Source organism: Dyella sp. SG562 (genome assembly GCF_011759495.1).
Classification (GTDB): domain Bacteria; phylum Pseudomonadota; class Gammaproteobacteria; order Xanthomonadales; family Rhodanobacteraceae; genus Dyella_D; species Dyella_D marensis.
On record NZ_JAAOYS010000001.1, the window covers coordinates 502,101 to 519,903 of the forward strand.

At 68.6% G+C, this 17,803-nt stretch carries 16 protein-coding genes; 10 read left to right on the plus strand and 6 right to left on the minus strand.

Annotated elements, in window-relative coordinates:
- Window positions 1-29: 29 nt before the first annotated feature.
- Genes FHW84_RS02120 through ubiH form a run of 3 tightly spaced genes read right to left on the minus strand, consistent with a single transcriptional unit; the run spans window position 30 to window position 3,300 of the window.
- On the minus strand, window positions 30-818 hold the full coding sequence (locus FHW84_RS02120; RefSeq protein WP_167252462.1) for a dienelactone hydrolase family protein: 789 nt from the start codon (window positions 816-818) through the stop codon (window positions 30-32).
- 47 nt (window positions 819-865) lie between these two features.
- On the minus strand, window positions 866-2,077 hold the full coding sequence (locus FHW84_RS02125; RefSeq protein WP_167252463.1) for a UbiH/UbiF/VisC/COQ6 family ubiquinone biosynthesis hydroxylase: 1,212 nt from the start codon (window positions 2,075-2,077) through the stop codon (window positions 866-868).
- Window positions 2,074-3,300 carry a 2-octaprenyl-6-methoxyphenyl hydroxylase gene (gene ubiH, locus FHW84_RS02130; RefSeq protein WP_167252464.1) on the minus strand — a complete coding sequence of 409 codons (1,227 nt, stop codon included), beginning with the start codon at window positions 3,298-3,300 and terminating at the stop codon, window positions 2,074-2,076. Before ubiH ends, FHW84_RS02125 begins: the two co-directional genes overlap by 4 nt.
- A 336-nt stretch (window positions 3,301-3,636) precedes the next feature.
- Here ubiH and FHW84_RS02135 point away from each other — a divergent pair, with 336 nt between their 5' ends.
- Genes FHW84_RS02135 through FHW84_RS02145 form a run of 3 tightly spaced genes read left to right on the plus strand, consistent with a single transcriptional unit; the run spans window position 3,637 to window position 5,746 of the window.
- On the plus strand, window positions 3,637-4,242 hold the full coding sequence (locus FHW84_RS02135; protein WP_167252465.1) for a hypothetical protein: 606 nt from the start codon (window positions 3,637-3,639) through the stop codon (window positions 4,240-4,242).
- Window positions 4,243-4,250: 8 nt separating this feature from the next.
- Complete coding sequence (locus FHW84_RS02140) at window positions 4,251-4,820, plus strand: cob(I)yrinic acid a,c-diamide adenosyltransferase (protein WP_167252466.1); 570 nt, start codon at window positions 4,251-4,253, stop codon at window positions 4,818-4,820.
- Between the two features lie 11 nt (window positions 4,821-4,831).
- The gene (locus FHW84_RS02145) at window positions 4,832-5,746 is read left to right on the plus strand and encodes a histone deacetylase family protein (protein ID WP_208399600.1); all 915 of its coding nucleotides are present in this window, start codon (window positions 4,832-4,834) and stop codon (window positions 5,744-5,746) included.
- Window positions 5,747-5,750: 4 nt separating this feature from the next.
- Here the strand turns inward: FHW84_RS02145 and msrB are convergent, their stop codons facing one another.
- The gene (gene msrB / locus FHW84_RS02150; RefSeq protein ID WP_167252468.1) at window positions 5,751-6,155 is read right to left on the minus strand and encodes a peptide-methionine (R)-S-oxide reductase MsrB; all 405 of its coding nucleotides are present in this window, start codon (window positions 6,153-6,155) and stop codon (window positions 5,751-5,753) included.
- A 95-nt stretch (window positions 6,156-6,250) separates the two neighbouring features.
- On the opposite strand from msrB, the gene lptD reads away from it, so the two are divergent.
- The 6 genes from lptD to FHW84_RS02180 all read left to right on the plus strand — a co-directional run bounded on the left by lptD (window position 6,251) and on the right by FHW84_RS02180 (window position 13,228).
- On the plus strand, window positions 6,251-8,722 hold the full coding sequence (gene lptD, locus FHW84_RS02155) for an LPS assembly protein LptD (RefSeq protein WP_343203552.1): 2,472 nt from the start codon (window positions 6,251-6,253) through the stop codon (window positions 8,720-8,722).
- A gap of 42 nt (window positions 8,723-8,764) precedes the next feature.
- Window positions 8,765-10,099 carry a peptidylprolyl isomerase gene (locus FHW84_RS02160; RefSeq protein WP_167252469.1) on the plus strand — a complete coding sequence of 445 codons (1,335 nt, stop codon included), beginning with the start codon at window positions 8,765-8,767 and terminating at the stop codon, window positions 10,097-10,099.
- An 8-nt stretch (window positions 10,100-10,107) separates the two neighbouring features.
- Entirely contained in the window at window positions 10,108-11,106 is a 999-nt protein-coding gene (gene pdxA, locus FHW84_RS02165; protein ID WP_167252470.1) for a 4-hydroxythreonine-4-phosphate dehydrogenase PdxA, read from the plus strand.
- A 19-nt stretch (window positions 11,107-11,125) separates the two neighbouring features.
- Window positions 11,126-11,914, plus strand: coding sequence for a 16S rRNA (adenine(1518)-N(6)/adenine(1519)-N(6))-dimethyltransferase RsmA (gene rsmA, locus FHW84_RS02170; protein ID WP_167252471.1), 789 nt, complete (start codon window positions 11,126-11,128; stop codon window positions 11,912-11,914).
- An 82-nt stretch (window positions 11,915-11,996) separates the two neighbouring features.
- Window positions 11,997-12,380, plus strand: a complete 384-nt coding sequence (gene apaG / locus FHW84_RS02175) for a Co2+/Mg2+ efflux protein ApaG (protein ID WP_167252472.1) — start codon at window positions 11,997-11,999, stop codon at window positions 12,378-12,380.
- Window positions 12,380-13,228, plus strand: coding sequence for a symmetrical bis(5'-nucleosyl)-tetraphosphatase (locus FHW84_RS02180; protein ID WP_167252473.1), 849 nt, complete (start codon window positions 12,380-12,382; stop codon window positions 13,226-13,228). Before apaG ends, FHW84_RS02180 begins: the two co-directional genes overlap by 1 nt.
- A gap of 73 nt (window positions 13,229-13,301) precedes the next feature.
- Here FHW84_RS02180 and secA read toward each other — a convergent pair whose 3' ends face one another.
- Together secA and FHW84_RS02190 are read right to left on the minus strand one after the other, a co-directional pair.
- Complete coding sequence (secA, locus tag FHW84_RS02185; RefSeq protein WP_167252474.1) at window positions 13,302-16,034, minus strand: preprotein translocase subunit SecA; 2,733 nt, start codon at window positions 16,032-16,034, stop codon at window positions 13,302-13,304.
- Window positions 16,035-16,283: 249 nt separating this feature from the next.
- A complete protein-coding gene (locus FHW84_RS02190) occupies window positions 16,284-17,213 on the minus strand; it encodes a M23 family metallopeptidase (RefSeq protein WP_167252475.1) in 930 nt (309 codons plus the stop codon).
- A 29-nt stretch (window positions 17,214-17,242) separates the two neighbouring features.
- Here FHW84_RS02190 and FHW84_RS02195 point away from each other — a divergent pair, with 29 nt between their 5' ends.
- Window positions 17,243-17,722, plus strand: a complete 480-nt coding sequence (locus tag FHW84_RS02195; RefSeq protein WP_167252476.1) for a DUF721 domain-containing protein — start codon at window positions 17,243-17,245, stop codon at window positions 17,720-17,722.
- Window positions 17,723-17,803: the final 81 nt, after the last annotated feature.

Below are 17,803 nucleotides of genomic sequence, written 5' to 3' on the forward strand. Positions count from 1 at the left end.
GGAGGGGAGAAGAGTGCTTCGTATGCAGGTTACGGCGTGTTGCTAAAAGCCCCGCGCAACCAGTCCCCCATCATCCGATAGCTCCGCTTCGCCGCCCGCTCGTCATACGCGCAGCCTACGCGGTGCTGATCCGTCTCGGTGAAGCAATGCACCGCATTGCCCAGCACCACGAACTGCCAGTCGGCCTTGCTGCCGCGCATCTCGTCCATGAACTTGTCGGCGTCGGGCATGGTGCCCTTGTCGTCGGCGCCGTTGAACACCAGCACGCGGGCCTTGATCTGCCTAGCCAGTTCCGGGTTGTCGGTGGCCAGTCCGCCGTGGAAGGAAACCACCGCGGCCACGTCGGCGCCGGCGCGGGCCAGATCCAGCACGGCGGAGCCGCCGAAGCAGAAGCCGATCGCGGCCAGTTTCGACACGTCGATCGGCGCGTCCTTGGCCTGCGCCTTCAGCTGGTCCAGCGCGTAGGACACGCGCTTGCGCATCAGCGCGCGGTCGCCGTACAGCGGCTTTACCGCGGCCTGCGCTTCCTGGTCGCTCTTCGGGCGGACGGTGGCGCCGTACATGTCGGTGACCAGGATGACGTAGTCCTTGCCGGCGATGCCTTCGGCCTTGGTCAGCGCCAGGTCGTTCACGCCGTACCAGTTCGGCACCATCACCAGCGCGGGGCGCTTGGCGGATACCGCGTCGTCGTAGACCAGCACGCTGTGGAAGCGGGTGCCGTCCAGCGTCCACTCCACCGGCTTGTGCACCATCTTCGCCTGCGCGGCGAAGGCCAGACCGGACAGCAACAGCAGACAACCGAGTCGTGCGATACGCATGATCCACTCCTTGACGGTGTGCGAAGAAAGCTTGCGGTGACGGCGGCTCAGCGCCCGGCGGCATGCTCCGCGAGGCGGCGCTTCAGCGGCGACAGCTGGTCGACCAGGCGCACGCCCAGGCCGCGCGCGGCGACCAGCGGCGAAGCGCGCCAGCTGTAGATGCGTGCCAGTGCGTCGAAGCCCAGCGCGTCCAGCGTGTCGGCGCTGCGCCGGCGGCGCGCGTAGCGGCGCAGTACGTGGGCGGCGGCGATATCGCGGTGGGATTCGCGCGCGGCGAGCAAGGTGTCGCGCAGTTCCAGCACGTCGCGCAGGCCCAGATTCACACCCTGCCCCGCCAGCGGATGCACCGCATGCGCGGCGTCGCCGAGCAGCACGAAGCGTTCGGCCTGGTAGGTTTCGGCCAGCTGCAGCTTGAGCGGGAAGGCCGCGCGCTTCGTGGCGCCGACGATGCGGCCCAGGCGGAAATCGCTGGCGGTGCCGAGTTCGGCGAGGAAGGCTGCGTCGTCCAGCGCGAGCACGCGCTTGGCTTCGTCTTCCGGCAGCGACCACACGATGGAGCTGCGCCCGTCGGCCAGCGGCAGCAGCGCCAGCGGGCCGTCGGGAAGAAAGCGCTGCCACGCGGTGCCTTCATGCGGCCGCTCGGTGCGCACGTGGGCCACCACCGCGCGCTGCGCGTAATCGCGGCCGCGCGTGCCGATGCCGGCGAGCTTGCGCAGCGGCGAGCCGGCGCCGTCGGCGGCGACCAGCAGGCGGGCGGCGATGGATCGGCCGTCGGCCAGATCGAGCTGGATACGGTCCTCCTGCGCTTCGAAGCCCTTCACTTCCGCCGGGCACAGCCGCTGCACGCCGGCGGCATCCAGCGCCAGCCACAGGCGCCACTGCACCAGGCTGTTCTCGACGATATGGCCGAGCAGGTCGCGGCCTTCGTTGGCCGCGTCGAAATGGATGGCGGCGCCGCTTTCGGCGTCCCACACATGCATATGCGCGTAGGGGCTGGAACGCGAGTCGCGGATGGACGCCCACACGCCGAGTTCGTCGAGCAAGGCGATGGACGAAGGCGCCAGGCCCACCACGCGCAGATCGACTTCCTGCTCGGCCGACCACGGCGCCGGTTCGCGCGCCTCGATCAAGGCGGTGGCGAAACCGGCACGCGCCAGCGCAAGCGCCGCAGCCGCGCCGACCATGCCGCCGCCGACCACCGCCACATCCAGCGCCGGGCCGCGGCGACGCGCGTCACCACGTGCAGTCGTCTGAGTCATGGCAGGCGCTCCAGCACCGCCTGCGGCGGCTCGGCGCGGAAGCCCATGCCCTTGCGCGCCAGCAGGCTGCGCAGCGGCGGCACGCGGTCGCAGGCCAGCAGGGCCAGCGAGCGCAGCGGGCCGAGCAGCGGTTGTTCCAGGCAGGCCAGCTGCACCAGGCCGTGGCTCATGCCCATGGTGCCTTCGCGGTCCGGCGCGCGGCGCGCGGCGTAGTGCTGCAGCAGCGCGGGCGCGCCGGGGTCGGCGGCCGCGGCGACCAGTTCCGCCAGGGTCAGCGCGTCGCGCAGGCCGAGATTGAAACCCTGCGCGCCGATCGGATGCACCGTCTGCGCCGCATTGCCCACCAGCACGGCACGCGGGCCGGTAAGCCGCCCCGCCGCCACGCGCTTGATCGCATACGGATGCCGCTTGCCCGGCCGCGCGAGGCGGCCCAGCCGCCAGCCGAAGCGCTGCTGCGCGAAGGCGAGAAAACCTTCGTCGTCCAGCGCCGTCACCTCGGCGGCCTGTTCGGTCGGCACGGTCAGCACCAGGCCGCAGCGGCGCTCGGCCAGCGGCAGCAGGGCCACGGGGCCGTGGTCGGCGAAGCGCTCGTAGGCGCGGTTGGCGTGCGGGCGTTCGGGAGTGACGGTGCAGACGAACAAGGTCTGGCCGTAGTCGTACGTTTCGGCGTCGATGCCGAGGCGGTCGCGCACCGACGAGGCGGTGCCGTCGGCGCCGACCAGCAGGGCCGCGTCGATCTCCTGCGTGCCTGCCGCCGTGCTCACCCGCGCGCGCCAGCCTTCGGCCAGCGGCTCCAGCGCTTCCAGCCGGGCCGGAGCGAGGCGGCGCAGGCGCTGGCATTCGTCCAGGCGGCGCAGCAGGGCGTTGCCGAGTTCGCGGGCGGGCAAGGTCCAGCCCAGGGCGTCGACGCCTTCGCGTTGCGCGTCCAGGCGCACGCTGCCGAAATCGCCGGCGCGGCTGACGTGGATATGCCGGATCGGCGTAGCCAGCGCAGCGGCATGCCGCCACACGCCGATCGCCTGCAGGCCGTTGACCGTGGCGCGGGACAGCGCGAGGTTGCGCTCGTCGTAGCTGGGCTGCGCATCCGCGCGCGGCGCGGCGGCCTCGACCATGACGGCATCGACCCCGGCCGCATCCAGCGCGATGGCCAGGCTGGCACCGACCAGGCCGCCGCCGACGATGAGCACGGGGGAGCGGGTGGAAGAAGGCGGGGACGAAGTCATCGCTGGCGGGGCACCGGGGGAAGGGTCCCGGGATGATACGCGCTCGGCCGGCCTCTCTTGGCTCAGTCCTCAAGAGCTAGCCCTTCTCCCTCCGGGAGCACGCGGGGAGGGCACAGGGATGTGCCCGGCTTTGAGGAGCGAGGAAGGTGGCGGCAGCCGGATGAGGGTTCGGGCGGAGCGGTGCATATCACTCTTGCGCTCCGCCCGTACCCTCACCCCAACCCCTCTCCCAGCGGGAGAGGGGCTAACCGCCAGCCTCGCCCAATCAAGCCCGCACCCACTTGCGATAGACTTCGCGTCTGCATTTTCTCGCGACACTTTCTTCTGGAGCAGCTCATGGCTACGACGCAATCCCAGCGCCTCGGCATCTTCGCGGCCCTCGCCCTGGTCATGGCCGCCACCCGCGTACATATCTCGATCCTGCACCACGACGTGTGGGACGCCTCCTGGGGCGTGTTCTTCCTGGCCGGCTTCTGGCTGCGCGGCTCGGCGCGCTGGGCCTTCCCGCTGCTGATGGCGCTGGCGGTGCTGGCCGACTACTTCGTGATCACTGGCCAGGGCATCAATTTCTGGGAGCACTACTGCGTCTCGGCGGCCTACTGGTTCCTGGTGCCCTCGTATTTCGCGCTGTGGATGGGCGGCAGCTGGCTGGCCGCGCGCAAGCCGGGCCTGAACCTGCGCGGCCTGGGCCTGGCGGTGGGCGCCCTGCTGGTGAGCTGGGCGGCCTGCTATGTGGTCTCCAACGGCAGCTACTACTGGCTGAGCGCCACCGTGCCGCAGCCGCGCAGCGTGGCGGCCTGGTTCGCCAACATGGCCGACTGGTACCTGTTCTTCCTGGAAACCACCGCGCTGTGGGCGGGCCTGGGCCTGGTGGTGCATGCGCTGGCCACCCAGCTCTCGCGCACGCTCGGCCATGCCGACCATTCCAAGCTGACGCGCTGAGTTCCGGCGTGGGCAATCGTCTTTCCAAGATCTACACGCGCACCGGCGACGACGGCAGCACCGGCCTCGGCGACGGTTCGCGCGTGGCCAAGGATTCGCTGCGCGTCGGCGCCTACGGCACGGTGGACGAGCTCAACAGCACCATCGGCATGGTGCTGGCCAGCGACGGCGTGGACGACGCCGTGCGCGAGGCGCTCACCCAGGTGCAGCACGACCTGTTCGATCTGGGCGGCGAGCTGTGCATTCCCGGCATGGCGATGATCGACGACAGCGACATCGACCGCCTGGAACAGGTGCTCGACGGCTTCAACGAACCGCTGCCGCCGCTGAAGGATTTCATCCTGCCGGGCGGCGGCATGGCCGCTTCGTGCTGCCACCTGGCACGCACCGTGTGCCGCCGCGCCGAGCGCGAAGTGATCGCGCTGGCCCGCGTGGAAGCGGTGCGTCCGCAGGCGCAGCGCTATCTGAACCGGCTGTCCGATCTTTTGTTCGTGATCTGCCGCGTGCTGGCGCGCGCCGGCGGCCACGGCGAAGTGCTGTGGCAGCACGAGCGCCGCCGCAAGCCCGCCGCGGGCTGAGCCGCCGCATGCTGCGGCTCTACACCCATCCGGCCTGCCTGCAGCACGATCCCGGCGAAGGCCATCCCGAATCGCCCTCGCGCCTGCGCGCCGTGCTGCGCGCGCTGGACCACGACCGCTACGCCGGACTGGACCGCATCGAGGCGCCGCGCGCCACGCGCGAGCAGCTGCTGCGCGTGCACGCGGCGGAACACGTGGAGCGCATCCTCGCCATCGCGCCGGCCGACGGCACCGTGCGGCTGGACGAGGACACCCTGATGTCGCCCGGTTCCGCCGAGGCCGCCCTGCGCGCGGCCGGCGCCGTGGTGGCGGCGGTGGACATGGCCATGGCCGGCGGCGGACGCGCGTTCTGCGCGGTGCGCCCGCCGGGCCATCACGCCACGCCGGATCGCGCGATGGGCTTCTGCCTGTTCAACAACGTGGCCGTGGCCGCCGCGCATGCCATCGCCGAGCATGGCCTCAAGCGCGTGGCCATCGTCGATTTCGACGTGCACCACGGCAACGGCACACAGGACATCTTCGAGCGCGACAGCCGCGTGATGTACGTCTCCAGCCACCAGTCGCCGCTGTATCCGCAGACCGGGCGCGCGGACGAGCGCGGCGTCGGCAATATCGTCAATGCGCCGCTGGCCGCGGGCGAGGGTTCCGAGGAATTCCGCGGACTGTGGGAAGGCGCGCTGCTGCCGAAGCTGTTCGCCTTCAAGCCGCAGCTGGTGCTGGTCTCGGCCGGCTTCGACGCCCACCGCGCCGACCCGCTGGCCCAGCTGCAGCTGGGCACCGAGGACTACACCTGGATCACCGGACGCCTGCTCGACCTGGCCCGCGCGCACGCCGCCGACCGCCTGGTCTCGACCCTGGAGGGCGGCTACGACCTCCAGGCCCTGGCCGCCAGCGTCGGCGCGCACGTCGCCGAGCTGATGGACTGAGTTCTTACGAACCGGCCGGCTTGAAATCCAGCGCCGCCGAATTGATGCAGTAGCGCAGGCCGGTCGGCTGCGGGCCGTCCGGAAAGACGTGGCCCAGGTGCGAATCGCAGTGAGCGCAGCGCACCTCGATACGGCTCATGCCGTGGCTGTCGTCGGCATGCTCGGTGACCGTGCCCGGTTCGATCGGCTGGTAGTAGCTGGGCCAGCCGGAGCCGGAGTCGTACTTGGCGTCGGAGCCGAACAGGCGGCTGTGGCAGGCGGCGCAGACGTAGGTTCCCGCGTCGTGGTGCTGGTACCACTTGCCGCTGAACGGGCGCTCGGTGGCGGAACAGCGGCAGACGGCGTACTGCTCGGGGGTGAGCTCGGCGCGCCACTCGGCATCGGTCTTGGTCAGCTTGGTCTCGCTCATGCTGAATCCTCAGGCTGGGGATGGGGGTGTTGCCTGCCGTATATGGGGTCTTTCTGCTAGCTTAACGACCTTTCCGAAACCAGCAGACCGCCATCGTGACGCCCAAGCCGACCTCGCGCCACCTGCCCCCGCGCCGCCTGCTGGCGGTTGCCGCGGCCCTCGCCCTGATGGGCGGCCAGGCCGAAGCCCAGTCGACCTCCGACGGGACCCAGGGCGCCGAGAACCAGGCCCCCGACACGCCGTCCTGCCCGCTCGGTTCGTTCCACTGCAAGCCGCGCCCGCTGAACTACACCATGTGCCGCCCGAACGCGCTGCTGGAGTTCTACGACCCGGCACTGCCCAAGGACACCACGCTGCGCGACACCGCCAACACCGAGGTGTACGCCGAGCAGGTCGACAGCTCCGACCAGACCGTCTACCACCTGCAGGGCCGCGTGCTGATCGAGCGCGCGGACCAGAAGCTGCAGTCGGACACCGCCGACTACAACAGCGACAGCACCGACTACGACGCACGCGGCAATGTGCGCTACCAGGAAGCCGGCCAGCTGTTGAACGCCGAGCACATCCGCGGCAACACCGACTCCAGCACCGGCATCGCCGACACGGTGCGCTACCAGATGCTCGCCTCGCGCGGCAACGGCACGGCCCAGCAGGGCCAGATGCTGGACGCGCAGCGCACCCACTACACCCGCGTCAGCTATTCCACCTGCGACGTGGGCCACCACCTGTGGGAAGTGCGCTCGAAGGACCTGCGCATCGACAAGGAAACCGGCGTGGGCACGGCGCACGGCGCCACCATGCGCTTCGCCAACGTGCCGTTCCTGTACCTGCCCTACTTCACGTTCCCGATCGACGACCGGCGCAAGAGCGGCTTCCTGTATCCGACCTTCAGCAACTCCAACCGCTCCGGCTTCATGCTGGGCGCGCCGTACTACCTCAACCTGGCGCCGAACTACGACGCCACGCTGGAGCCGCGCATCTACACCTCGCGCGGCCTGATGCTGGCCGGCGAGTTCCGCTATCTGAACCTGATCCCGGGCACCACCGGCCAGCTGAATATCGAATACCTGCACAACGACCGCGGCGCCAACGACCCGGACAGCGTGGAGCAGACCAAGGGCGACGACCGCTACCTGGTGAAGTTCAACGACCAGTCGCACCTGATCGGCCCGTGGACCTTCACCACTAGCATCAACCGCGCCTCGGACCGCAACTACCTGCGCGACTTCGGCAACGACCTGTACACCTCGGCGATCGGCACGCTGACCTCCAGCGCCTATGTCGTGGGCGGCGGCAACTGGTGGACCGCGACGTTCGGCGCGGACAGCTACCAGAACGTCGACCCGACCCTGCCGGACAGCGCCGTGCAGTACAAGCGCTGGCCGCGGGCGACCTTCAACGTCAACCTGCCGCTGCAGAAGTGGCTGGAATTCGGCGCCAGCACCGAAGCGGTGGCGTTCCGCAAGGACGACGTGGTCGAAGGCAACCGCCTGGACCTGTACCCCTACCTGGCGGCGGATTTCCGCGGCGCGGCGTGGTTCATCCGGCCGAAGGTGGCCTACCGCTACACCACCTACGAGCTGAGCGGCGGCTACGACCGCTACGGCTACTACACGCCGCTGAGCACGGGCCAGACTTCGCCGTTCACCAACCGCTCGCCCAGCCGCTCGGTGCCGATCACCAGCCTGGATACCGGCCTGGTGTTCGACCGCCTCACCACGCTGTTCGGCAAGGGCTATACGCAGACCCTGGAGCCGCGGCTGTACTACCTGTACGTGCCATACCGCAACCAGAACAACCTGCCGCTGTTCGACACCAACCTGATGTCGTTCGACTACTGGCAGCTGTTCTCGCCGAACCAGTATTCCGGCGCGGACCGGCAGATGAATGCGAACAACCTGACCGCGGCGCTGACCACGCGCCTGCTGGACGACAACGGCGTGGAACGCCTGTCGGCCAGCTTCGGCCAGATCCGCTACTTCAACCAGCAGCGCGTGCAGCTGCCGAACAGCAACAACACCACCGGCGCGCCGACCGACTGGTCCGGCTCCAACTACGTGGCCCAGCTGAACATGCAGCTGGACGACGACTGGCGCCTGAGCACGCAGTACCAGTGGGACCCGCACAAGCGCCAGCAGGGCGGCGTCGACATCACCGGCAAGGCGTACTTCATCGGCCGCAGCACCGACCTGGCCGCGTTCAGCGTGCAGCGCCGGATCGGTACGGACGGCATCCTCAACTTCTCCTACCGCTACCGCCGCGGCCTGCTGGAACAATACGACGCCTCCGCGGTCTACCCCGTTTCCGAACGCTGGCGCCTGGTCGGCCGCTGGACATACTCGGTGATGGAGAAGCGGACGGTGGAAGCGCTGGCCGGCGTGGAATACGACAGTTGCTGCGTCGCGGTGCGCGTGGTGGGCCGCCACTACGTCAACACCTACAACTTCGCCACCGCCAACGCCCGCGCCAACAACGCCATCATGTTCGAGCTGCAGTTCAAGGGTCTGGGCGCCTTCAACGGCCAGACGGAAGGGGTGCTGCGCCGTGGTATCCTTGGCTATCAATAACTTCCCGGTCGCCGCCTGAGGCGATTGAAGGTCCCAAACGTAATGAAACAGCCTTTCGCGTTGTTCCTGCTCGCGGTTGCCGCAGCCGTCGTCGTTCCCGCCCACGCCCAGCTGCTGCCCGGCGCCCAGGCCAACCAGCCGCTGGACCGCATCGTGGCCGTGGTGGACGACGGCGTGATCCTGCAGAGCGAACTCAATGACGCCGTCCGCTCGGTGCAGCAGCAGTACGCCAGCCAGCCGGGCCAGCTGCCGCCGATGGACGTGCTGCAGCGCCAGGTGCTCGACCGCCTCGTGCTGATGAAGCTGCAGGTGCAGAAGGCCGACGACCAGGGCATCCGCGTGTCCGACGCCGACGTCGACCAGGCCGTGGGCGCCGTGGCCCAGCAGAACAAGATGTCCGCCGACCAGCTGCGCGCCGCGGTGGAACAGGAAGGTTCCAGCTTCGCCGCGTTCCGCCAGCAGCTGCGCGAGCAGCTGATCGCCCAGCGCCTGCACGAGAGCGTGGTGCGCGATTCGGTCAATGTCACCGACAGCGAGATCAACAACCTGCTGGCCAGCCCCACCTACAAGGCCGGCGAGATCCACCTCGCGCACATCCAGATCGGCGTGCCCTCCGGCGGCGACGCCGCGGCGATCGCCGCGGCGCAGAAGAAGGCCGAGGAAGCCATCAACGCGGTGCACGGCGGCATGGATTTCAAGGCCGCGGCGATCCGCTACTCCGACGCCCAGGACGCCCTCGAAGGCGGCGACCTCGGCTGGCGCCGCATGGACGAAGTGCCGCCGGCCTTCGCCGACGCCGTCGCCGGCATGAAGGTGGGCGACGTCAGCCCGGCCCTGCGCGGCCCCACCGGCTTCCACATCATCAAGCTGATGGAACAGCGCGCGCCGACCCGCCAGGTGGTGCCGGAATTCCACGCCCGCCAGATCCTGATCAAGCCCAGCGAAATCGTGACGCCGGAGCAGGCCCGCCAGAAGGCCGAGAACCTGTACAACCGCATCGTCAACAAGAAGGAAGACTTCGCCAAGCTGGCCAAGGACGAGTCCAAGGACAACACCACCGCCAACAACGGCGGCGACATGGGCTGGTTCCCGCAGCAGGCCTGGGGCACCACCATCGCCCAGCAGATCGGCGACCTGAAGGACAACGAGGTCTCCAAGCCGTTCCAGAGCGAAGCCGGCTGGCACATCATGCAGCGCCTGGGCATGCGCCAGAGCGACCTGACCGACCAGATCGCGCGCGACCAGGCCCGCCAGGCCATCGGCAACCGCAAGGCCGAGCAGGCTTACGAGGACTTCCTGCGCGACATGCGCTCCAGCGCCTACGTCAACATCCTGGTGCCGGAACTGCGCGACCCGGCGCCGGGCAAGTCCTCCTGAGGGATGCCTTGAACGCGGTCGCGCTGCCCCGGCTCGCCGTCACCGCTGGCGAACCGGCGGGCGTCGGCCCCGAGCTGCTGATCCGATTGGCCGCCACTTCGCTGGCGGCCAATTTCATTGCGGTCACCGATCGCGGCCTGCTCGAGCGCGCCGCACGGCGCTGCGGCAGCAGGATCGAACTGATCGACGACGATGGCGCGCCACTCAGCGAGCGCCCCGCCGGCACGCTGCGCGTGCGGCATATCCCGCTGGCCGCCGAGGAACGCCCCGGCCAGCCGGATCCGCGCAACGCCACCCACGTGCTGACCACCCTGGCCGAAGCCGCCGACGGCTGCATGAGCGGCCGCTACGAGGCCGTGGTCACCGCGCCGCTGCAGAAGGCCTCGATCAACGATGCCGGCATCCGCTTCAGCGGCCACACCGAATTCTTCGCCGAGCGCAGCCGCAGCGACGTGGTGATGATGCTGGCCAGCCCGGAACTGCGCGTGGCGCTGGCCACCACGCACCTGCCGCTGGCCGCGGTGTCCGCCGCGATCACCGCCGCAGGCCTGACCCGCACGCTGCGCATCGTGCACGCGGAGCTGCGCGACAAGTTCGGCTTCGCCGCGCCGCGCATTGCGGTGCTGGGCCTGAATCCGCATGCCGGCGAGGCCGGGCACCTGGGCCGCGAGGAGCTCGACACGATCGCGCCGGTGATGGAAGCGCTGCGCGCCGAAGGCATGCAGCTGCTTGGCCCGCTGCCGGCCGACACCGCCTTCGTACCCGCGCAGCGCGCCGGCTACGACGCGGTGGTGGCGATGTACCACGACCAGGCGCTGCCGGTGCTCAAGAGCGAAGCCTTCGACCGCACCGTCAATCTCACGCTCGGCCTGCCCTTTATCCGCACCTCGGTGGACCACGGCACGGCGCTGGACCTGGCCGGCAGCGGCCGCGCCGATCCGTCCAGCCTGATCGCCGCCGCGCGCATGGCGCTCGACCTGTCCGCCCGCCGCGCCGCACGCGGCTGAGCCCGCTTTCCGGAATGCCATGAACGCCCGCCCCAAGAAAAGCTTCGGCCAACACTTCCTCCACGAGAAGCGCTACATCGAGCGCATCGTCAGCTCGATCGCGCCCAGGCCTGCGGACGTGGTGGTGGAGATCGGCCCCGGCGAGGGCGCGCTCACCCTGCCCCTGCTGGCCGCGGCCGGCAAGCTCACCGCGATCGAGCTGGACACCGACCTGATCCCCGGCCTGCAGGCACGCGCGGATGCGGTGGGCGAGCTGCGCATCGTGCACTCCGACGTGCTGAAGGTGGATTTCACCGCGCTGGCGCGCGAGCTCGGCGTGGAGCGCGTGCGCATCGCGGGCAACCTGCCGTACTACATCTCCAGCCCCATCCTGTTCCATTGCGTGGACCACGCCGCGGCGATCCAGGACATGCACTTCATGCTGCAGAAGGAAGTGGTCGACCGCATGGCGGCCGAGCCCGGCAGCAAGGTGTATGGACGTCTATCCGTGATGCTGCAGCTGGCCTGCCGGGTGGAGCCGCTGTTCACCGTGCCGCCCGGCGCGTTCCGCCCACCGCCGAAGGTGGACTCGGCCGTGGTGCGCGTGGTGCCGCTGCCGCCGGAACAGCGCCACGACGCGGATCCCGAGCGCGTCTACGCCATCGTCAAGGCCGCCTTCGCGCAGCGGCGCAAGACCCTGAGCAACGGCCTGAAACAGTTGATGGACGCGGCCGCGATCGAAGCGGCCGGCATCGACCCCAAGGCGCGCGCCGAAACCCTGGCGCCGCTGGATTTCGTCCGGCTGGCCAAGGTGCCAACCGCGACGTGACAAGCGCGCCGCGGGCATGCCCGGTTCAGGCGTGCGCGGTCAGGCTTGCTCCATGCGTGTCGGCAAGCCTTACAATCCCGTCATGACCGAGAAAGCCTCCTACACGATCGACGTGCAGGTCGAAACACGCTTCGTCCCCGACCAATCCAAGCCCGGCGACAACCGCTATGTGTTCGCCTACACCGTCACGCTGCACAACGCCGGCGACGTGCCCGCGCGCCTGATCGCCCGCCACTGGGTGATCACCGATGCCAACGGCAAGGTGGAGGAAGTGCGCGGCGAAGGCGTGGTCGGCGAGCAGCCGTGGATGCGTCCCGGCGACGACTACGAATACACCTCCGGCGCGGTGCTGGAGACCGCGGTAGGCATCATGCAGGGCAGCTACCAGATGCTGGCCGACGACGGCACCCATTTCGAGGCACCGATCGCGCCGTTCACCCTGTCCATCCCGCGTACGCTGCACTGATGGCTACGTATGCGATCGGCGACGTGCAGGGCTGCCTCCCCGAACTGCAACGCCTGCTGGAAAAACTGCGCTTCGACCCGGCCGCCGACCGGCTGTGGTTCTGCGGCGACCTGGTCAACCGCGGCGGGCAGTCGCTGGAAACCCTGCGCCTCATCCACAGCCTGCGCGAGCAGGTGGTGCTCACCCTGGGCAACCACGACCTGAGCCTGCTGGCCATCGCGCAGCGGCGGCCGGAGGCGCAGTCCAAGGTCAATCCCGAGCTGCGCGAAGTGCTGTTCGCGGACGACGCGCCGGTGCTGTTCGAATGGATGCGCTCGCAGAAGCTGATGCACCACGACGAAGCCCTGGGCTGGACCATGGTGCACGCCGGCCTGGCGCCGATCTGGACCCTGCGCCAGGCGCTGCGCTCGGCGCAGGAAGTGGAGCGCGAGCTGTCCAGCCCGCGCCACGGCCGCATCCTCAAGAACCTGTTCGGCAACCGCCCGGCGGCCTGGACCAGCCGCCTGCAGGGCATCGAGCGCATGCGCGCCTCGATCAACACCTTCACGCGGATGCGCTACTGCGACATCCACGGCCGCATCGATTTCGAGAGCAAGGACATCCCCGGCACGCAGAAGCCGGGCATGTATCCGTGGTTCGAGGTGCCGGGCATGAAGCGGCGCGAGAGCCGCATCGTGTGCGGGCACTGGTCGGCGCTGGGCCGCTTCGCGGGCTTGGGTGTTTATGCCATCGACACCGGCTGCGTGTGGGGCGGCAAGCTCACCGCGCTGCGCCTGGACAGCGAGGAGCCGCAGTACATCACCGTGGATGCCGAACCGCACCGCAAGCGGATGCCGGGCGAGGACTGAGCTCCAGCGCCCGATGAGGTAAAAGAAAAAGGCGGCCGATGGCCGCCTTTTTCGTGCGCGATGCCGGCTGGCGTCAGCTCAACTGGCCATGGCAATGCTTGAACTTCTTGCCCGAGCCGCAGGGACAGGGATCGTTGCGGCCGACTTTCGGGCCTTCGTTGCCCGCGGCCACGGCGGCGCTGAGGCTGCCGGCGGCCACGGCTTCCGGATCGGCGCCCAGCGCACCGACCGGGGCGCCGCCACCGGTGGCCTGCATCTGGCGCGACAGGCGCTCGGCCATGCGCTGCTGCTCGGCTTCCATCGCGGCGACTTCTTCCTCGCTGCGGATGCGGATGCGCGCCAGCATCTGGATCACTTCGGTCTTGATGCGGTCGAGCATGTTGGAGAACAGCTCGAACGACTCGCGCTTGAACTCCTGCTTGGGCTGCTTCTGCGCATAGCCGCGCAGATAGATGCCCTGGCGCAGGTAATCCATGCTGGCCAGGTGCTCCTTCCAGGCGTTGTCCAGCACGCTGAGCATGATGTGCTTCTCGAGCTGGCGCATGGTGTCGGCGCCGATCTGCTCTTCCTTGGCCTTGAACAGGTTCTCGACCGCCTCGCGCACGTGCTCGAGGATCATGCCGGCGTCGACGTCGTCCTGCTTCTCGACCCAGTGCTTCACGTCGAGCGGCAGGCCGAATTCGCTTTCCAGCTCCCGGTCCAGCGCGGGCAGGTCCCACTGGTCGTCGATGCTGTCGGCCGGCACGTGGCGGCGCACCACGCCGCTGACCACGTCGTCGCGGATGTCGGCGATGGTGTCGGCGATGCTGTCGGTTTCCAGCAGTTCGTCGCGCTGCGCGTAGATGACCTTGCGCTGGTCGTTGGCGACGTCGTCGAATTCCAGCAGGTGCTTGCGGATGTCGAAGTTGTGCTGCTCGACCTTGCGCTGCGCCTTTTCGATCTGGCGGCTGACCATGCGGTCTTCCAGCGCCTCGTTTTCCTTCATGCCGAACATGCGCATCCAGCGGCCGACCCAGTCTCCGGCGAAGATGCGCAGGAGGTTGTCCTCCAGCGACAGGTAGAAGCGCGAAGAGCCCGGGTCGCCCTGGCGGCCCGAACGGCCGCGCAGCTGGTTGTCGATGCGGCGCGATTCGTGCCGCTCGGTGCCGACGATGTGCAGGCCGCCGGCTTCCAGCACCTGCTCGTGCTTCTTCTTCCACTCGGTCTTGATCTTGGCGCGTTCGGCGTCGGTGGCGGTTTCCGGCAGCGCGGCCAGGGCCGCCTCCAGGCTGCCGCCCAGCACGATGTCGGTACCGCGGCCGGCCATGTTGGTGGCGATGGTGACCGAACCCGGCGCACCGGCCTGGGCCACGATGTGCGCCTCGCGCTCGTGCTGCTTGGCGTTGAGCACTTCGTGCGGAATCCTGGCCTTGTTGAGCAGCTTGGACAAAAGCTCCGACACCTCGATCGAGGTGGTGCCCACCAGCACCGGCTGGCCGCGCTTGTGGCAGTCGGTGATGTCCTCGACCACGGCGTCGTACTTGGCCTGCTGGCCGAGGAAGACCATGTCGGCGTTGTCCTTGCGGATCATCGGCTTGTGGGTGGGGATGACCACCACTTCCAGGCCGTAGATCTGCTGGAACTCGTACGCTTCGGTGTCGGCCGTACCGGTCATGCCGGCCAGCTTCTTGTACATGCGGAACAGGTTCTGGAAGGTGATGGTCGCCAGCGTCTGGTTCTCGCGCTGGATCGGCACGCCTTCCTTCGCTTCCACTGCCTGGTGCAGGCCGTCGGACCAGCGGCGACCCACCAGGGTGCGGCCGGTGAATTCGTCGACGATCACCACCTCGCCGTCGCGGACGATGTAGTCCACGTCGCGGTGGTAGATGGCATTGGCTCGCAATGCGGCATTCAGGTGATGCACCACGGCCAGGTTCTTGGAGTCGTACAGGCCGGTCTCGCTTTCGATCACGCCGGCGCGCTGCAGCAGTTCTTCTGCGTGCGACATGCCCTCTTCGGACAGGTGCACCTGCTTCTGCTTCTCGTCGACGAAGTAATCGCCCGGGGAGTCTTCCTTCTCCTGGCGGATCATCTTCGGCACGATCTTGTTCACCGCGATGTACAGCTGCGGGGAGTCCTCGGCGGGGCCGGAGATGATCAGCGGGGTGCGCGCTTCGTCGATCAGGATCGAGTCAACCTCGTCGACGATGGCGTAGTGCAGGCCGCGCTGGTAGCGCTGGTCCTTGCTCGAGGCCATGTTGTCGCGCAGGTAGTCGAAGCCGAATTCGTTGTTGGTGCCGTAGGTGATGTCGGCGGCGTAGGCCTCGCCCTTGTCGGCGTGGTTCATGCCGGGCCACACCACGCCCACGGTCAGGCCGAGGAAGTTGTACAGCTTGCCCATCTGGGCGGAGTCGCGGCGGGCCAGGTAGTCGTTCACGGTGACCACGTGCACGCCCTTGCCTTCCAGCGCATTGAGGTACACCGGCAGGGTGCCGACCAGGGTCTTGCCCTCGCCCGTGCGCATTTCGGCGATGCGGCCCGAATGCAGCACCATGCCGCCGATCATCTGCACGTCGTAATGGCGCATGCCGAGCACGCGCTTGGCGCCTTCGCGCACCACGGCGAAGGCTTCGGGCAGCAGCTTGTCCAGCGCTTCGCCGCCGGCGATGCGCTCCTTGAACTCGTCGGTCTTCGCGCGCAGCTGGGCGTCGCTCAACTTTTCGAACTCGGGCTCGAGCGCGTTGATGCGGGCGACAGACTTGGAAAGCTGCCGCAGCACGCGGTCGTTGCGGCTACCGAAAAGGCTGGTCAGGGCGCGATTGAGCATCGATCTTCCGGATCTGCATGAGTCGTAGACGCCCGCCGCCGGAGAAGGGGCGGGACGAAAGGATTGATGATACTAGGGTCGCCGGGCGATCCCAAACGAACGCCGGGCCGGGGCTTGCCCCAGCCGGTGGCCCGTATCGGCCGCAACCTCTTGCGGCAGACCCCGTCATCCTTCCCGGTGGAGTGTTTGGCGGCGCTGGAGGGGTGTTTCAAGAGGCCCCGGCGCGCGGGGCCCTGGGCTTCCGCGAGATCAGCGATGGTTGCGCACGTAGGCGAGCGGGTTGACCACGTTGCCCTTGTACCAGACCTCGAAATGCACGTGCGATCCGGTGGAACGGCCGGTGGAGCCGGCCTTGGCGATCACGTCGCCCACGTGCACGCGCTGGCCCGGACGCACGATCAGCGAGCTGTTGTGGGCGTAGCGGGTCATGTAGCCGTTGCCGTGGTCGATCTCGATCACGTCGCCGTAGCCGCTGCGCAGCCCCGCGAAGGTGACCATGCCTTCGGCCACCGCATGCACCGGCGTGCCGGTGGGGGCGGAGATGTCCAGGCCCGTGTGGTAGGCCGCGTGTCCGCTGAACGGATCGGGGCGGCCGCCGAAATACGAGGAGATATAGCCTTCGACCGGCATGCCGGTGGGCTTGAGATTGGATTCGATCTTGGCGTCGAGCAGCAGGCTCTGCAGCGCGTAGAGCTGGGCCTGCTGGCTGTCGAAGCGGCTGGCCAGCTGGTCGATACCGGCATCCAGCGCCTGCGGCAGCGCGTAGGCGCTGTCGTTGACGTCCTCGACGCCGCCGACCGGGGGCTGTTCGTCGAAATTGAATTCGGTGCTGTCGAGCTTGCCCATCTGCGCCAGGCGCTCGCCCAGGGCGTTGAGGCGGGTGGACTGCGCCTGCAGCTGGCCGAGCTTGGCGGCGAGCGCATCGATGTCGCGCTGCGCGTCCTTGCGGACGTCGCCCAGCTGCACGTTCTGCTTGGACACCTGCTGATGGAGCTGGCTGATCTCGGCCAGCGCGCGGTCGCGCGGACTGGCTACCGCAAGGGCCACGGTGGCGCCGAGCGCCGCACAGGCCAGCACCGCCGCGACTGCCGTTGCGATCAGCCGATAGCGCAGGCGCCGGTCGGCCAGATCGAGGGTTTTCGGCACCCGCTTGGTGCGTGACACTAGTATGATTTGCATGTTTTTCCACGTCGAAGATGTCGGCACCCATGCAGCGCGACGTTCCCTACGCTCCCCGCCGCACCGGCTCAGGACTGAAATCCCTTACCGAATGTGGCCCCTTCGCCAAACTGGCCCGCAAGGCCAGTGAGCTGGAGGCGTTGGATCGTGCACTGCGCCAGACGCTGCCGTCACCGCTCCGCGAGCAGGTGAGATTCGCCAACCTGCGCGACGGCCGTCTTGTGTTCCTGGCTCCTACGCCGGCGCTGGCTTCGAGGCTTCGTCTTATGCAGACGCAAATCCTCGCTGCCGCGCATGCCATCGGCGTGCGCGCCGGATACCTCACCGTGAAAGTGGCCCCCCTACCACCGGCTGAAACCTTGCCGGATCGGTCAAAACCGCTTTCGCCTGCTGCCGCAGACCACTTGAGGGCCGCGGCGATCTCTCAGACAGACAGCGAATTGCAGCGTCTGTTCCTCGAGCTGGCGTCCATCGCCGAAACTGCTGATTCCCGGAAACCGAAGGGCTGAGTTCGACTCGCCGCCCGGTTCAGACAAGACATCCTGCGATCGCCAGCGGCCGGTTCGCCCGCATTGCCCGATCGGCAGTGG

Coding starts and splice junctions, on each gene's coding strand:
- secA (WP_167252474.1), bottom strand. CDS start 16,034: ATGCTCAATCGCGCCCTGACCAGCCTTTTCGGTAGCCGCAACGACCGC.
- FHW84_RS02135 (WP_167252465.1), top strand. CDS start 3,637: ATGGCTACGACGCAATCCCAGCGCCTCGGCATCTTCGCGGCCCTCGCC.
- apaG (WP_167252472.1), top strand. CDS start 11,997: ATGACCGAGAAAGCCTCCTACACGATCGACGTGCAGGTCGAAACACGC.
- FHW84_RS02160 (WP_167252469.1), top strand. CDS start 8,765: ATGAAACAGCCTTTCGCGTTGTTCCTGCTCGCGGTTGCCGCAGCCGTC.
- msrB (WP_167252468.1), bottom strand. CDS start 6,155: ATGAGCGAGACCAAGCTGACCAAGACCGATGCCGAGTGGCGCGCCGAG.
- ubiH (WP_167252464.1), bottom strand. CDS start 3,300: ATGACTTCGTCCCCGCCTTCTTCCACCCGCTCCCCCGTGCTCATCGTC.
- rsmA (WP_167252471.1), top strand. CDS start 11,126: ATGAACGCCCGCCCCAAGAAAAGCTTCGGCCAACACTTCCTCCACGAG.
- FHW84_RS02180 (WP_167252473.1), top strand. CDS start 12,380: ATGGCTACGTATGCGATCGGCGACGTGCAGGGCTGCCTCCCCGAACTG.
- FHW84_RS02190 (WP_167252475.1), bottom strand. CDS start 17,213: ATGCAAATCATACTAGTGTCACGCACCAAGCGGGTGCCGAAAACCCTC.
- FHW84_RS02195 (WP_167252476.1), top strand. CDS start 17,243: ATGCAGCGCGACGTTCCCTACGCTCCCCGCCGCACCGGCTCAGGACTG.
- FHW84_RS02125 (WP_167252463.1), bottom strand. CDS start 2,077: ATGACTCAGACGACTGCACGTGGTGACGCGCGTCGCCGCGGCCCGGCG.
- FHW84_RS02120 (WP_167252462.1), bottom strand. CDS start 818: ATGCGTATCGCACGACTCGGTTGTCTGCTGTTGCTGTCCGGTCTGGCC.